Annotated in this window: 15 protein-coding genes; 3 read left to right on the forward strand and 12 right to left on the reverse strand. The window is 71.5% G+C overall.

Features of this window, described 5'->3' with window-relative positions; translation table 11 throughout:
- Window positions 1-94: 94 nt before the first annotated feature.
- The 5 genes from CRM73_RS00945 to dnaB all read right to left on the reverse strand — a co-directional run bounded on the left by CRM73_RS00945 (window position 95) and on the right by dnaB (window position 7,065).
- Window positions 95-841, reverse strand: a complete 747-nt coding sequence (locus CRM73_RS00945; protein ID WP_229586473.1) for a gamma-glutamyl-gamma-aminobutyrate hydrolase family protein — start codon at window positions 839-841, stop codon at window positions 95-97.
- A gap of 493 nt (window positions 842-1,334) precedes the next feature.
- Complete coding sequence (locus tag CRM73_RS00950) at window positions 1,335-2,372, reverse strand: alcohol dehydrogenase catalytic domain-containing protein (protein WP_229586475.1); 1,038 nt, start codon at window positions 2,370-2,372, stop codon at window positions 1,335-1,337.
- Window positions 2,373-2,418: 46 nt separating this feature from the next.
- A complete protein-coding gene (locus CRM73_RS00955) occupies window positions 2,419-3,366 on the reverse strand; it encodes a helix-turn-helix transcriptional regulator (protein ID WP_220183433.1) in 948 nt (315 codons plus the stop codon).
- Between the two features lie 185 nt (window positions 3,367-3,551).
- Window positions 3,552-4,292 (reverse strand): alpha/beta fold hydrolase, encoded by a 741-nt coding sequence (locus tag CRM73_RS00960; protein ID WP_017835040.1) that lies wholly within the window; start codon window positions 4,290-4,292, stop codon window positions 3,552-3,554.
- A 172-nt stretch (window positions 4,293-4,464) separates the two neighbouring features.
- Complete coding sequence (gene dnaB, locus CRM73_RS00965) at window positions 4,465-7,065, reverse strand: replicative DNA helicase (RefSeq protein WP_229586513.1); 2,601 nt, start codon at window positions 7,063-7,065, stop codon at window positions 4,465-4,467.
- A 150-nt stretch (window positions 7,066-7,215) separates the two neighbouring features.
- On the opposite strand from dnaB, the gene CRM73_RS00970 reads away from it, so the two are divergent.
- The gene (locus CRM73_RS00970) at window positions 7,216-8,646 is read left to right on the forward strand and encodes an amidase family protein (protein WP_229586477.1); all 1,431 of its coding nucleotides are present in this window, start codon (window positions 7,216-7,218) and stop codon (window positions 8,644-8,646) included.
- Between the two features lie 165 nt (window positions 8,647-8,811).
- Entirely contained in the window at window positions 8,812-9,786 is a 975-nt protein-coding gene (locus tag CRM73_RS00975) for an ABC transporter substrate-binding protein (protein WP_095650059.1), read from the forward strand.
- On the opposite strand, the gene CRM73_RS00980 is transcribed toward CRM73_RS00975, so the two are convergent.
- Both CRM73_RS00980 and CRM73_RS00985 read right to left on the reverse strand, forming a co-directional pair.
- Window positions 9,783-10,874, reverse strand: a complete 1,092-nt coding sequence (locus tag CRM73_RS00980) for a patatin-like phospholipase family protein (protein WP_095650058.1) — start codon at window positions 10,872-10,874, stop codon at window positions 9,783-9,785. The two genes, CRM73_RS00975 and CRM73_RS00980, sit on opposite strands and share 4 nt — an antisense overlap.
- A gap of 458 nt (window positions 10,875-11,332) precedes the next feature.
- A complete protein-coding gene (locus CRM73_RS00985; RefSeq protein ID WP_017835045.1) occupies window positions 11,333-11,641 on the reverse strand; it encodes a hypothetical protein in 309 nt (102 codons plus the stop codon).
- Window positions 11,642-11,739: 98 nt separating this feature from the next.
- On the opposite strand from CRM73_RS00985, the gene CRM73_RS00990 reads away from it, so the two are divergent.
- On the forward strand, window positions 11,740-12,357 hold the full coding sequence (locus tag CRM73_RS00990; RefSeq protein WP_095650057.1) for a bifunctional 2-polyprenyl-6-hydroxyphenol methylase/3-demethylubiquinol 3-O-methyltransferase UbiG: 618 nt from the start codon (window positions 11,740-11,742) through the stop codon (window positions 12,355-12,357).
- Window positions 12,358-12,462: 105 nt separating this feature from the next.
- Here the strand turns inward: CRM73_RS00990 and rplI are convergent, their stop codons facing one another.
- The 5 genes from rplI to CRM73_RS01015 all read right to left on the reverse strand — a co-directional run bounded on the left by rplI (window position 12,463) and on the right by CRM73_RS01015 (window position 14,923).
- Window positions 12,463-12,912 carry a 50S ribosomal protein L9 gene (rplI, locus tag CRM73_RS00995; RefSeq protein WP_095650056.1) on the reverse strand — a complete coding sequence of 150 codons (450 nt, stop codon included), beginning with the start codon at window positions 12,910-12,912 and terminating at the stop codon, window positions 12,463-12,465.
- A 19-nt stretch (window positions 12,913-12,931) separates the two neighbouring features.
- The gene (gene rpsR, locus CRM73_RS01000) at window positions 12,932-13,168 is read right to left on the reverse strand and encodes a 30S ribosomal protein S18 (RefSeq protein ID WP_017835048.1); all 237 of its coding nucleotides are present in this window, start codon (window positions 13,166-13,168) and stop codon (window positions 12,932-12,934) included.
- A 78-nt stretch (window positions 13,169-13,246) separates the two neighbouring features.
- Window positions 13,247-13,897 carry a single-stranded DNA-binding protein gene (locus CRM73_RS01005; protein ID WP_017835049.1) on the reverse strand — a complete coding sequence of 217 codons (651 nt, stop codon included), beginning with the start codon at window positions 13,895-13,897 and terminating at the stop codon, window positions 13,247-13,249.
- 111 nt (window positions 13,898-14,008) lie between these two features.
- A complete protein-coding gene (gene rpsF, locus CRM73_RS01010; RefSeq protein WP_035924389.1) occupies window positions 14,009-14,314 on the reverse strand; it encodes a 30S ribosomal protein S6 in 306 nt (101 codons plus the stop codon).
- A 186-nt stretch (window positions 14,315-14,500) separates the two neighbouring features.
- Window positions 14,501-14,923, reverse strand: coding sequence for a TM2 domain-containing protein (locus CRM73_RS01015; RefSeq protein WP_035924387.1), 423 nt, complete (start codon window positions 14,921-14,923; stop codon window positions 14,501-14,503).
- Window positions 14,924-15,057: the final 134 nt, after the last annotated feature.

Here is a 15,057-nt window from a genome sequence, read left to right on the forward strand (position 1 = left end):
TCGAGCAGGCCCACCCGCCCGGGCTCCGGCCGCCGCCCCTCCGGTCCGCGCCGCGGCGCGGCGCTCCGCGGCGCGGACCGGAAGACGGACCGGCTCACGCGGCCAGCACGCGCGACCTGGGGGCGCGGCGCCGCCCGGACCCGGCCTGCTCCACGAACGCGGAGAACAGCCGCCCCCGGTCCGCGGCCGAGCCGTGGGAGTCCTCCGGGTGCCACTGCACCCCGACGGCCCAGGTGCGGTCCAGGTGCTCCGTCGCCTCGACCACGCCGTCCTCGGCCACGGCGGTGACGCGCAGCTCGGGGGCCACGACCCCCAGGGCCTGGTGGTGGTCCGACCGGACGGTGAGCCGCCGGGCGCCGAAGACGGCGGCCAGCCTGCTCCCGGGCTCCAGGGCGACCTCCTCCTCGGGGCACACCAGGTCCCCCGGCGCACCGCGGTGTCCGTGGCCGGTGCCGAGATCGGGGACGAGAGTTCCCCCGCAGGCCAGGTTGAGCAGCTGGGCCCCCCGTCCGATCGCCAGCAGCGGGGCGTCGCGGTCGAGGCTCTGCACGAGGAGGTCCACGGTGTAGAGATCGGCGCGCCGGTCGACCCCGTACCCGTTCGGCACGGGCCCGCCCGCCCCGTAGAGGGCAGGGTCGACATCCCCTCCTCCGAGCACCAGCACCGCGTCCGCGGAGGCGGTGACGGCGGGGTCGGGCAGCTCCCGGGCACTGGAGTCGACCAGGATCGGCCGGGCACCGGTGTTGACCAGGCACTGCAGCGCGGTGCGGGTGCGGCGGCGCATCAGATCCCGGGTCTGCGGGGTGAGGCCCGGGAAGTTCAGCGACACCACGGTCGCCACGGTGGGCGCTTTGGCACGGAGGCTCCACAGTCCTACGGGAGTCACCTCGTGCGCATTCAGATGAACGGCCTGTCGGTTCATGCTGTCATCTCCTGTTCGATCATGAGGTCCTCGCTCCGTGCCGGGTGGCGGGCGCACGCGGCGCCGCCGGACCGGCCGGAGGGAGGAGTTCAGGCCCGAAGCGTTTTCGGGGGCACCTGGTGAGTTGTTGCGGAGCTGGACGGTGGCGGTGGAGCCGACCGGGATGGGAGCGGCGGACACCAGGGTGAACGGCGGTCGCCCTTCACGCGATGCACCGGGGAAGTTCGCGTCCCCCGAGTGGTGCAGATCACTCTGCCCGAGCCGCAAGGGGGTGCGCCCCTCTTTTCTGGAAGAACATTGCCGATTCTTCTCGATCGACGAAAATCGGCTGTCGGAATGCGGGGACGGGGCCCGGGCAGCGGCGGGCGGTCCCCGGCGCCGGGGTCGGTCCGCTCGCCGCCTCCGAGCGGGTCTACAACCCGGGATCGATCATCGTCATGCCGGCGACCGTCGCGGTGTCGAACACCGGCAGCAGCGCCGCCGCCTCGTCGAGCCCGATGGTGCGCTCGATGAGCTTCTGGGGATGCAGTGCGCCCTGCTCGATGAGCGCCATCATGGCCGGATAGTCGGCCGCGGCCATGCCGTGGCTGCCGAGCAGGTCCAGCTCCCAGCCGATGACCCGCGCCATCGGCACGCGCGGATGGCCCTCGACCGGCGGCAGCAGGCCGATCTGGACGTGCCGGCCCCGCCGGCGCAGGCTGAGGACCGCGTCGGCGCAGGTCTGCTCGCTGCCCACGGCGTCGACGGCGACGTGGCCGCCCCCGCCGGTGAGGGCGGCGACCGCCGCGGGGACGTCGCGCCCGTCCGCGCGCAGCGTGTGCTCCGCGCCGAGCTCGCGGGCGAGGGCGAGCGCCTCCGGGTTGCGGTCGACCGCGATCACGCGTCCGCCCAGTGCCCGGGCGATCATCACCGTGCTGAGCCCCACCCCGCCGGCTCCGACCACGGTGACCCACTCCCCCTCGGCGAGGCGCGCCCGGTCGGCCAGGGCCCGGTACGCCGTGGCGAACCGGCACCCCAGCGCGGCCGCGGTGGCGAGGTCGACGTGCTCGGGGACGGCCACGAGGTTCGTGTCGGCCCCGTGCAGGGCGACGTACTCGGCGAAGGACCCCCAGTGGGTGAACCCCGGCTGCTGCTGATCGGGGCAGACCTGCGCGTTGCCGGAACGGCACCACTCGCACCGGCCGCAGCCGCAGACGAAGGGGACGGTCACCCGGTCCCCGGTGCTCCACCGGCGCACGCCCGCCCCCACCGCGACGACCACCCCGGCCAGCTCGTGCCCCGGGACGTGGGGCAGCGCGATCTCGTCGTGCCCGGCCCAGGCGTGCCAGTCGCTGCGGCACAGGCCCGTGGCCTCCACGCGGACGACCACCCCGTCGGGCGGTGCCGTGGGCTCGGCGACGTCACGGACCTCCGGCCGGCCCCGGACAGCATCGATCACCACTGCGCGCATGCCCCCACTCTCCCACGCCCGTGCGGCACCGGTCGGCGGTCAGCGGTCAGCGGTCCAGGGTGCGGCTCGGTGTCGTCCCGTAGACCTGCCGGTAGTACTGCGCGAAGCGTCCCGCATGGGTGAAGCCCCACCGGGCGGCGATCCCCTTCACGGTGTCCCCGCGAGCCGGGTCGCCGTCCTGCAGGTCCCGGTGGGCGGCGTCCATCCGCGTCCGGCGCAGGTACTGGGCCGGGGTCAGTCCCAGGGGATGGTTGGCCCGGAACGCCCGCACCAGGACCTTCGTGGTCGTCCGGGCGGCGCGGGCGGCGTCCTCCACGGTGATCGGGTCCGAGGCGTGGTCGTCGAAGAACTGTGCCGCGATCCGGTAGCGGCGGGACTGGGCCTCCATGGACAGGTACCGCGCCTCCCGGTCCCCGAGCAGCGGGAAGCACTCCAGCAGGCCCACGGCCAGGTGGCGGGTCAGGTCGGCGCGCACCATGGGCTCCTCGAAGACCGTCGACCCCAGCATGTCGGCACCACGGCGCACGAGGCCCGCCCAGTACTCGCCGAGCCGGGCGCTGACCGGGGCGGACGAGCTGAAGTCCACCGGGGTCTCGTGGCCGTAGACGGTGTCGGCCGTGGCCTGCACCAGGTCCACCGGCAGGTGCGCCATGGTCACGTCGACGTCCTGCGCCACCACCAGGGACGGGTGCTCGGGGCGGAACAGCACCGATGAGCCCGCAGCCGCGGCGCCGATCTCCGCACGGATCTGCCAGTCGTACCGGACCCCTCGCACGTGGGCCACCGTGAAGACCTCGGTGTCCCCCCACAGGGACATCGTTCCGCCCACGTGCACCGTCGACAGGGCGACCTGGCCGTCCCCGGCCCTCGACAACCGGTAGGAGAACCCCGGATCGGTGGAGCTGTAGCCGAAGCGCATGCCGGTCCGCTCGCCGAGCGCGGGCAGCACCTCGGGATCCAGGATCGTGAGCTCGTGGCGGAACATCTCACCCATGAGTCAGCACCGCCTCCCGCCCAGGGCCCACCCCACGGGGGCTCTGCTCCGAAGGACCATTCTCCAGATCTGCCGGAGGGCCCGCACCATTGTGACCCGACACTTCGACGACCCGCTCGCCCATGCCGCCCAGTTCGCCCCGGACGGCGACGAGGAGCCGGCCTCCGGGATGCCTGCTTCTCGCGTCAGCGCGCTGCGGCCAGGAAGCGGTGGAGCACCTCGTTGTAGGGCGCCCCGGTGCGCTGAACGCTGTGGCCGGCACCGGGCACAACGGCCCGCTGGGCCTCGAGCTCGCGCTCGAGGACGTCGCAGACGGCGTCGAAGACCGGGCTGTGACCGCCGGAGACGACCAGCTTCGGAAAGGGCGCCTCCCGCAGGGCGCCCAGCGGGATCCGGGCCTCGTCGGTGAGGCGTTCGTGCCGGAGGATCTGCGCGTTCTGCAGCAGCGCGGGCGGCAGCGGGTTCGGCGGGGTGACGGCGCTGCCGACGTAGCCGATGAACGCGTGCAGGAACGCGGTGGGGTCGGCCGGGCCCTGGTCCCACAGCTCCCGCAGCCCCCGGGCGTAGTCGCGCACGATCGGGTCGTCGGGCAGCAGGCCGAAGGCCGGCGGTTCGTTGACGGTCAGGGACCGGACCATCCCGGGGCGCTGAGCCGCCGCCAGCAGGGCCACGACGCCGCCGTAGGAGTGCCCGACCAGGTGCATGGGCTCGGTGAGCAGCTCGGCGACGTCCCCGGCGTCGACCTCGAAGTCCTCGACCTCGGCCGGCGGGTTGGGGAAGTAGCCGCGCCGGTCCACCACGATCAGATGCCAGTGCTGGGCCAGGGGGCGCTGGGCGTCCCAGGTCATCGCCCCGCCGGTGACACTGCCGTGGACCAGCAGCACGGGCGGACCGGCGCCCCAGTGCTCGACGTGGATGCTCGGCATGGCAGGCTCCTCGTCTCCGAGATCCGACACCACTATGGTCCCCCCGGCCGGCAGCCCCGACAACGTCCGTTGGGCGATCGTTGGGGACCGATCCCGCGGAGCAGCACGGCCGCGCCGCTCCGCGGGCACCCCGAGGCGAGCAGCCGGGAGCACTCCTCGGCCTGTGTGCGGGTCAGAGCCCCTCGTGCGCCATGTTCGCGAACCGGGAGTAGTGGCCCTGGAACGCCACCACGATCGTCTTGGTGGGACCGTTGCGGTGCTTGGCCACGATCACGTCGGCCTCACCGGCACGCGGCGACTCCTTGTCGTAGACGTCGTCGCGGTGCAGCAGGATCACCATGTCCGCGTCCTGCTCGATGGATCCACTTTCACGAAGATCGGACACCATCGGCTTCTTGTCCTGGCGCTGCTCGGAGCCACGGTTCAGCTGCGACAGCGCGATGACCGGGACCTCGAGCTCCTTGGCCAGCAGCTTCAGGGCACGGGAGAACTCCGAGACCTCCTGCTGGCGGGACTCGACCTTCTTGCCGGAGCTCATGAGCTGGAGGTAGTCGAGCACCACGAGCTTGAGATCGTGCTTCTGCTTGAGCCGGCGGCACTTCGCCCGGATCTCCATGAGGGACATGTTCGGGGAGTCGTCGATGAACAGCGGAGCGGAGTCCATCTTGCCCATCGTGGTGGCGATCTTGGCCCACTGCTCGTCCTGCAGCCGGCCCTTGCGCAGGTCCTGCATGTTCAGCGTGGCCTCGGCGGAGAGCAGGCGCATGGCGATCTCGTTGCGGCTCATCTCGAGGGAGAAGATCACCGTGGTCTGGTTGTGCTTGATCGCCGCGGACCGCGCGACGTCGAGGGCCAGCGTCGAGTTGTGCGTGGGGATGAACGTCCGGCCGGCCAGATACAGGTGCGAGGGATGGTCGATCTCGATGCACCGCACCGGCACGGAGTCGATCGGCTCGACCGAGGTGATGAAGCGCTGAGAGCGTTTCGGCGTAGCCCGCGCGTCTCGCTCCTTGTGCATGATTTGTTTACGACTCAGGCCGAACACCTGATCGGACGTCGAGAACGTCAGAAGATAGGCGGTGGATGAGGCCTCGCTTCGCCCATTGACTCTCTTCTCGGCCCAACCTGATCGGTACCCCAGTGAATGGACCAGTTCACGCACGTCCTGTGCCAGCCGTCGGTTTGTCACCGCGAACTGTACGCATCCTGCATTGGTCACGGTCCCGTCGGTGTCCAACAATCCAGCAAGCAGTTCTCGGCGCTGAGTTTCACTGGCTCGCAGGTACGACATGGGGATGTGCTTGTCGCCGAGCACGCCCAGAGCACGCAGGCGGCCTTGGAAAGATGCCTTTTCCTGGTGACAGACCATGCACCGCAGACCTCCGGTACAGGTACCACCGCAGTCAATGCACGTGGCTCGCACCTTGGTCGCCAGCTCGCCCTTGAGCTTGCCGCCGCAAGTCTTGGAGCACGTTCGGACGTTCCTGTCCGTGTGAGTGAAGGGCTGATCGCAGATTTCGCACCGACCATGCAGAACCCGCTCTTCCGGAGGAAGGCCGATGGCATGAGTTATCCCTGCAACAGGATGAAGCTCGTACCCCTCCGCAGAGACACGCATGAGGATCTCCTCATCGGCGCTGGTGATACGTGCCGCCCTCGAGTGACCGTCACCGAGCCACGCGCCGAGCGTGTACGGCCCAACAGCCAACTCCTGTGGAGCCAACTGCAATGCCGTGACGTTCCTTACGCTGTGGTTGAGCCTGGCTTCCTTGGTGGTGCATCGCAATGTCGAACGAATGTCAGCCGTCGTCCGGATCGCGGCAAAGGTCTGCTGGTTCTTCGCCCGGCCGTAATTGGCGATTGCGGCCTGGGCCGATCTCCGGGACGAGCGTGTATCGGTCAGCCACTGGTGCTGCTCGTCGGCGACGATCTCGGAGCCGTCGTCGAAGCTCACGCGGTAGCAGGGACGTTCGGTCATGACCTCGGTGGCCGCGACCACACGGGACGGCGTGCCGTCCGCGGCGATAACTTCGTCCCCCACCTGGACCTCGCCCATGGTGGTCCACCCCGTGGGAGTGGGAATCGCAGTGTCCAGCGCGAGCGCCTTGCCCATGGCCGGCCTCGCCGCGATGACGATCATCTGACCGCCCTGGAAGCCCTGGGTCAGCTCGTCGAGCTCGATGAAGCCGGTGGGCACGCCGCGCATGCCCTCGCCCCGGGAGCCGGCGGCCTCGATCTCGTCGACCGTGGACTCGATGACCTCCTTGAGCACCGTGTAGTCCTCGGAGGAGCGGCGCTCGGCCACCTGGTAGATCTCGGCCTGGGCGGCGTTGACGATGTCGTCGACCTCGCCGTCGGAGCTGTAGCCGAGCTGCACGATCTTGGTGCCGGCCTCCACGAGCCGGCGCAGCACGCCGCGCTCGCGCACGATCTCGGCGTAGAAGCCCGCGTTGGCCGCGGTGGGCACGGAGGAGATGAGGGTGTGCAGGTACGCGGGACCGCCGACGCGCTCGATCTCGCCGCGCTTGGTCAGCTCGTCCGCCACGGTGATGGCGTCCGCGGGCTCGCCGCGCCCGTACAGGGAGATCACGGCCTCGTAGATGGACTCGTGGGCGGGCTTGTAGAAGTCGACGCCGCGCAGGGCCTCCACCACGTCCGCGATCGCGTCCTTGGACAGCATCATCCCGCCGAGCACGGACTGCTCCGCGACGTTGTCCTGCGGCGGGGTCCGGCCGTACTCCCGGTCGCTCCCGGACGAGCGCTCCGACACCATCGACACCTGGTCCACCTCTCCCCGCGCACCCCGCGGACAGCGGAGCGCGCACACGACGACGCCGCCCCGATCTTCCGGGCAGCCCCTCCATTCTCGCACCGACCGCGGACACCGCTTGCCGCCCGGGCCCGTCCGTGGACACCATGGATCATGACGCTCACCACAGACCTCAGCGGCCCCTGTTCGTGGGACATCAGGACCACCCGGGCGGAGCTGGCCGCGGGCCGGATCAGCCACGTGGAGCACCTCGACGCCCTGCTGGAGCGCCTGCCCACGGCGCAGCGGCTGGGCGCGGTGATCAGCGCGGACCCGGAGCTGGCCCGGGCCTTCGCCCACGCGCTGGACCGCCGGGAGACGCGGGGCCCGCTGACGGGGATCCCGCTGGCGGTCAAGGACATCGTGGACGTCGCGGGGTTCCCCACCACCGGCGGGACCCGGTCGCTCGAGCACGACGTGGTGGCGCGGGACGCCCCCGCGGTGGCCCGCCTGCGCGAGGCCGGGGCCCTTTTCGCCCTGAAGACCAACCTGCACGAGCTGTCCTTCGGCATCACCTCCAACAACGGCGCGTACGGGCCGGTGCGCCACCCCGCCGACCCGGCGCTCAGCCCCGGCGGCAGCAGCGGTGGCTCGGCGGTGGCCGTGGCGGTGGGCCTGGTCCCGGCCGCGGTCGCCGCGGACACCGGGGGCTCGGCCCGCATCCCCGCCGCCCTGTGCGGGATCGTGGGCTTCCGGCCCACACTGGGCCGCTACCCGTCGTCGGGCGTCCTGCCGATCGCCCACTCGCGGGACACGATCGGCCCCATGGCCCGGACCGTGGACGACATCGTGCTGCTGGACGCCCTGCTCGCGGGCGAGCACCCGCTGGGCGCGCCCGGCGCGCGGCACCTGGAGTTCGACGACGAGGGCCCCGGCCCGCTCCACGGCGTCCGGCTCGGCGTGCCCGAGCTGTTCCTCGAGGACCTGGAGCCGGGCGTGGACACGGTCTTCGGCGCGGGCCTGCGAGCGCTGGAGGCGGCCGGCGCGGAGCTCGTGCCGGTCGACGTCCGCCCCGCCCGGGAGCTGGCCGCCACGGCCGGCATGACGATCGCCCTCCACGAGTTCCTGCCCGACCTCCAGGCCTATCTGGAGGCGCGCGGCACGGGGCGCTCCCTCGACGAGGTGCGGGACGGGATCGGCAGCCCGGACGTGCGGCGGATCTGGGAGCTGGCGCAGGTGTTCCGCGCCGCCGACGACGACTACCGCGCGGCCCAGGAGGACCGCCGGCTCGCCCTGCGGCTGTACACGGGGGCGATGCAGGCCCAGGGGGTGACGGCCCTGGTGCAGCCGACGTGCCCGCTGACGGCCCGGCCGATCGGCGACGACGAGACCGTCGAGCTCAACGGCCGGCGCGTGCCCACCTTCGACACCTTCACCCGCCACTCCGACCTCGCCGGCATCATCGGCACCCCGGGGATCAGCCTCCCCGCCGGGCGCACCGCGAAGGGCCTGCCGGTGGGCCTGGAGCTCGCGGCGGGACCGGGGGCGGACGCCGTGCTGCTGGACCTCGCCCGCACCGTGGAGGCGCTGCTGCGCGACCAGTGAGCCGCCGTGGTGCTTTTCGGGGACAGCGCAACGATTCAGAGCGACAACCGTTGACGAATCCAACGGTCGCCCTCTACCGTGAGGTCACCGATGTGCGTGATGCATCTCACAGCGGCTTCGCCGGTGCCGGGCGCCGGCAGGACCGACCCGAGGAAGAGGACCCCCATGAAGCACCCGTTCGCCAGAGCAGCCGCCGTCGGAACCGTCCTGACGTTCGCCCTGACCGCCTGCGGCGGCGGGGGGACCACCGGCGGCGGAGGGGGCGGCGAGGAGCTGCAGCCGCTCACCATCGGCGTCATCCCCATCGCACCCTCCGCGCCCGTGCAGCTCGCCCTCGACGAGGGCATCTTCGAGAAGCACGGCCTGGACGTCACGATCGAGACCGCCCAGGGCGGCGCCGCCATGCTCCCGGCAGTCTCAGGCGGCTCCATGGACATCGGCGTGGGCAACCCGCTCTCGGTCATCCTCGCCAAGGACCAGGGCCTCGACATGAAGATCCTCAGCGGCTACAGCAGCTCCATGGCCGAGGGCGAGGACATCACCGGCGTGGCCGCCAACCAGGACGCCGGCATCGCGTCCTGGTCCGACCTGGCCGGCAAGCGGGTCGCGGTGAACACGATCAACGGCCAGGGCGACCTCACCATCAAGGAGGCCGTGAGCAAGGCCGGCGGCGATCCCGACGCCGTGAACTTCGTGGAGATGCCCTTCCAGGACATGCCGGCCCAGCTGGAGCGCGGGGAGATCGACGCCGCCTGGGTCCCGGAGCCCTTCCTGACCCAGCTGATCAACGGCGAGCAGACCGCCCTGGTCGGCTACAACTACCAGGACACCGTCCCGGGCCTGGACACCATGGTCACCTTCAGCAGCACGGCGTTCACCGAGGAGAACCCGGAGGTCCTCGAGGACTACAACGCCGCGATCGACGAGGCGCTCCAGTTCGCCCAGGAGAACCCCGACCGGGTGCGCGAGACCATCGTGAGCTTCCTCAACATGCCGGAGGAGGTCGCCACCGACCTGCGGCTGGAGGAGTTCGACGCGGAGGTGGACCGCGACGAGCTCGAGACGCTCGCCGAGCTGATGCTCAAGTACGACGTGATCGAGACCGAGGCGAACCTGGACGAGATCGTCCAGGCCGACTAGGACCGCGGCCGCGCCGGCGGGAACTCGTCGGCGCGGTCGATGGCCTCCTCGGTCATCCGCCGGCCGAGCTCGATGAGCTCCCCGGCGCGGTGGAAGTCCAGCAGCCGCCCGGCGCTCTTCGGCACGGTGATGAGCAGGTCGGGCGGGTAGCCGGCCAGCCGGTAGCGCAGCACCATGGACTGCAGCACCTCGAGGGAGAGCTGCATGACGTCGAGCGTGCGCAGCCCCGCCGGCAGGGCGCCGAAGCCGTCCTGGGCGAGCTCCTCCGCGGTCTCCTCGGCGGCGTCCACGAGCGCGTCCCGGACGGCGTCCTGGACGAGGGCCTCGGCGGCGTCCACCGGGGCCGACCCGGCGGGACGCAGGAACCGGGACGGGGTGCTGCGGCCGCGCGTCTCCGCGAAGCGCTCCAGGACGCTGCGCGTCAGCTCGCGGTCCAGGACGTGGGAGGCGCTGCGCCGGAACCGCTCCGCCCACTCCTCGGACGGCCGCACAGCGGACGTCTCGTGGGCCGGGACTCTGCCCTCCCCGGACTGCTGCCCCCCGGACAGGGAGACCGCCACTGTCACGTCCGCGCGGGTGGCGACGGTCGCGGCGATGGGCACGGGGTTCATGATCCCCCCGTCGGCGAGCAGCCGGCCGTTGAGCATGACGGGGGTGATGATGCTCGGCAGGGCGATCGACGCGCGGACGGCCACGTCCACCGGGCCCTCCTGGAACCAGACCTCCTTGCGGGCGAGCAGGTCCGTGGCCACCGCCGTGAAGGGGATGGGCAGGTCCTCGATGAGCCGGCCGGCGAGCAGCTCGCGCACCTTCGCCATGATCTTCTCCGCGCGGATCACCCCGGGCGCCGAGGGGGACGGGTCCAGCAGCCGCAGCACGTCCCGCTGGCTCAGACCCAGCACCCATTGCGCGTACGCCTCCAGCTGCCCGGCGGCGTGGAGGCCGCCCACGAGCGCCCCCATCGAGCTCCCCGCCACGGTCACGATGTCGTAGCCGCGCTCCTCGAGCACCTCGATCACGCCGATGTGGGCGTAGCCGCGGGCACCGCCGCTGCCCAGCGCCAGGGCCACGCGCGTGCGTGGGGACATCCGCCGCTCCTCTCCCGCCGGGGACCGGCCACTGGACCGGCCGGGTGCCCCGAGCCTAACCCGCCGGCCACGGAGGGCGACTCCCCGACCGGGTGCCGGACCAGCTCGGGAAGGACGGAAGACCCTATCAGCCGACGGGGTTTTCCACCCTGTGGACAACCGGTGGAAAACGCCGTGGACGGCTGTGCACAGGTTGGGGAGAACCCTGTGGAAAGTTATGCACAGGGTGCCACAAATCTTCCTCTGACCAGGAGCGATGGTGATACACACCCTGTGCAGGGCGGACCCGGACAGCACCGGTGCCGTCCACAGCACCGTGTTCTCCGACTCGTGTTCCGGCCCACGTCGGAGGCCGGTCCGTCAGGAGCACCGCACACCCCGGACCGCCCCGAGCACCACGTGGACGCGACGGACCGGCACGCCCTGTCCCTGGAGCCGGAGGAGGCCTCCGCCCGCCCTCAGGACACCGAGGCGAGCAGCGCCAGCCACAGCAGCGGGTGGCAGAGCACCGACAGCCCCAGCAGCACCAGGAACCGGACCCGGTCGGACGCGAACCCGATGGCCCCCGCGAGGGCCACCACCGCCGTCACGGTGGCCCCCACCGCCGCCGCGACGAAGCCGATCACGAAGAACGCCATGGAGGTCTCGGGCCCTGCGGAGTTCCCGCCCAGGAACGCCACGACAAAAGCCAGTACGGTGAAGAGCAGGCACCCCACGCCGAACCAGTACAGGGCGGACGGCGAGACACGGGAGATCAGGGACGGCATGCACCCATTGTCCCCCGGGGAACCCGACAGCACCGCCGCACCGGCCCGCGGGTGCCCGAACGCCCGGCCGACGCACCCGACCCCTCCAGGAGATCCCCGTGGACGACAACCAGCGCATGTGGGAGGACCGGTACGCCTCCGGGGGGTCCTCCCCCGACGGCGCCCAGCCGCACCCCGAGGTGGCCGCCCTCCTGGACCGGCCGGCCCGGGAGCGCGCGGGCGGCCCGCCGACCGCCCTCGACCTCGGCGCGGGCACCGGCCGCCACACCCTGGCCCTGGCGGCGGCCGGCTACGACCCCACCGCCGTGGACTTCTCCCCCAGTGCCGTGCGGACGATCACCGGGGCGCTGGCGGAGCGCGGCCTGCCGGGCCGCGCCCTGGTCGCCGACCTGCGGACCTGGACGCCCGAGCAGGAGCAGCGCTCCGGGCCCGATGCCGTGCCCCCGCAGTTCGACCTGATCGTCGCCGCGTACTTCCAGCACGACCTGGCACTGCTGCGCCGCGCCGCCGAGTGGCTCGTCCCCGGCGGCCGGCTGCTGTGGATCACCCACGCCCCCGGCAGCGTCGAGGGCCCGCCCCCGACCGTGCCCCGGCCGACCCTCCAGGAGACCGTCGCCGTGCTCGAGGGCAAGGGACTGGACCTGCTGCGCGCCGAGCAGGTGCGCACCACCGACACCGCGCTCGACGTCGTCGTCGAGGCCCTCCGGCCCCGCTGAACGATCCGGCCGGCCGATCCCGCTGAAGACGCCGGACATGCGGAAAGGGCCCCCGCGGCGCACCGCGGGGGCCCTTTCCGTGCTTGCACGGACCGGAGGAACCGGTCAGGCGGGGACGACCTCGAACTCGACGTTCGCGTTGACGTCCTCGTGCAGACGCACGGAGGCCTGGTACACACCGGTGGTCTTGATGTGCTGGTTGAGCTCGACCTTGCGCTTGTCCACGGAGCCGAGGCCGGCGGCCTCGACGGCCTTGGCCACGTCCTCGGCCTTGACGGTGCCGAAGAGGCGACCCTCGGAGCCGGCCTTGACCGGGATGGTCACGGTGGCCGAGGTCAGCTTCTGCGCCAGGACCTGGGCGTCCTCGAGCGAGGCGACCTCGCGCGCGGCGCGGGCGGCCTTGATGCTCTCGATCTGCTTCTGTCCGCCGCGCGACCACGGGGTCGCGAAGCCGCGCGGGAAGAGGTAGTTGCGGGCGTACCCGTTCTTGACCTCGACCACGTCACCGGCAGCGCCGAGACCCGTGACCTCGGTCGTCAGGATGATCTTTGCCATGAGTGTCTGTCCTCTCTGATCAGCGGCCGGCGCCGGAGTAGGGCAGCAGCGCGACCTCGCGGGCGTTCTTGATCGCCAGGGCGATCTTGCGCTGCTCCTGCACGGTCACACCGGTGACGCGGCGGGCGCGGATCTTGCCGCGATCGGAGATGAACTTGCGCAGCAGCGCAACGTCCTTGTAGTCGATCTCAGTGACTTTGGCAGCCTTGAGCGGGTTCTGCTTTGGTTTGGGCTTACGGAGTTCAGCCTTGGCCATCGTGGTGCTCCTTGTTCTTCGAGTGGAGCCCGCGGCTTGTCACCGCGGGATGGGGTGGATGGGAAAAGTGCGGAAGGTCTAGAACGGCGGTTCGTCGTCCTGGCCGCTGCCCCAGTCGTAGTTCCCGCCGGAGGACTGGCTCCAGGGGTCGCTCTGGGGTGCGGCCTGCGGAGCGGGCTGGCGTCCGCCGCCGGAGCGGCCGCCCTGGCCGAAGCCGGAGCCGCCGCCCTGCTGGCCGCCGCCACCGCCGCCGAACCCGGAGTCGCCCCCGAATCCGCCGCCGGCCGGGGCGCCGGCGCCGAAGCCGCCGCCCTGCTGACCGCCGCCCTGCTGGCCGCCGAAGCCGCCGCCCTGCCCGCCGGAGCGGGCGTTGCGGTTGACCTTCGCGGAGGCGTAGCGCAGGGAAGGACCGACCTCGTCGACGTCGAGCTCGGTGACGGTGCGCCGCTCGCCTTCCTTGGTGTCGTAGGACCGCGACTTGAGCCGACCCTGGACGATGACGCGCATGCCCTTCTGCAGCGACTCCGCCACGTTCTCGGCCGCCTCGCGCCACACGGAGCAGCGGAGGAACAGGGTCTCCCCGTCCTTCCACTCGTTGGACTGGCGGTCGAAGGTGCGGGGCGTGGACGCAACGGTGAAGTTGGCCACCGCCGCACCCGACGGGGTGAAGCGCAGCTCGGGGTCAGCGGTCAGGTTGCCGATTACGGTGATGACGGTGTCACCAGCCATGTGGACCTCCCGGGTCGAGGATGTTCGCGGTCGTGCGGGACGTGCTGGGATCTCTCAAGCATCTCACCGGGGGCCCGGTCGGGGCGCCCTCGGTGATCAGTTGTGAAGTCCTTACTCGGCGGAGATCTTCTGCTCTTCCGGGCGGATGATCTTGGTGCGCATGATGGCCTCGTTGAGGTTCAGGACGCGGTCGAGCTCCTGGGTGGTCTGCGGGGTCGCGGTGAAGCGGACGACCGCGTAGATGCCCTCGGTCTTCTTCTGGATCTCGTAGGCGAGGCGACGACGGCCCCAGATGTCGACGTTGTCGACGGTCCCGTTGTCCTTGGTGACGACCTCGAGGAACTTCTTGAGAGTCGGCTCCACGGCACGATCCTCGACCTCGGGGTTGATGATCACCATCAGTTCGTACTCACGCATGTTCGAACCCACCTCCTTCGGGCTGAGCGGCTGCGGTCCTTCCGCAGCAGGAGGTTCTGTAGCGTCGTCCGCGCGCCGGCACCGCACGTCGGGCGGCGGGCACACAGACCTCACAACACTACTACACCCGCGGCTCCGCGCCCAACGGGGCGGGCGCGGTCACCGCGGTGGTCAGGGAACGGGGGCTCAGTACCGGTAGGCGCTGCGGGCGATCGAGGCGTTCACGAGGGCCGTGCGGAACGGCATGGTGAAGACGTCCACGAACATCAGCAGCATCCACGGGATCAGGAACAGGATCCCGACGCCGACCCCCGCGAGGGTCCAGCCCAGGCCGCCGAGGAACAGGTAGATCAGGCCCCAGATCGGCTGGCGCAGATAGAACTTGTGGATGCCCAGCCAGCCCAGGAAGAGCCACAGGACGTAGGCGAGGACCACGGACTTCCCGCCCACCACGTTGACCACGGGCGGCCCGGGGTACGGGGCGCCGCGCCCGCCCCCGCCGAAGGGCTGCCCGCCGAACGGCTGCCCGTGGGGCGCCCGGGAGTACCCGGCGCGGCCGGGGTCGTTGTTCAGCGGGACGGGGCGGTAGTACTCGGGCTCGGGAGCCACGCGGATCCTTTCGGGGCGGAGGGGTCTCGACGGGTGCCGTCCACGGTCAACGGCCCGACCAGTGCAACGGCCCGTCCGGGACGGCTATTCCGGTGCGGGCCGCCACGGGCGGCGAGCTGCACAGGGTGCCGCGG

The organism is Kocuria sp. CCUG 69068, assembly GCF_020833785.1.
Classification (GTDB): Bacteria; Actinomycetota; Actinomycetes; order Actinomycetales; family Micrococcaceae; genus Kocuria; species Kocuria rosea.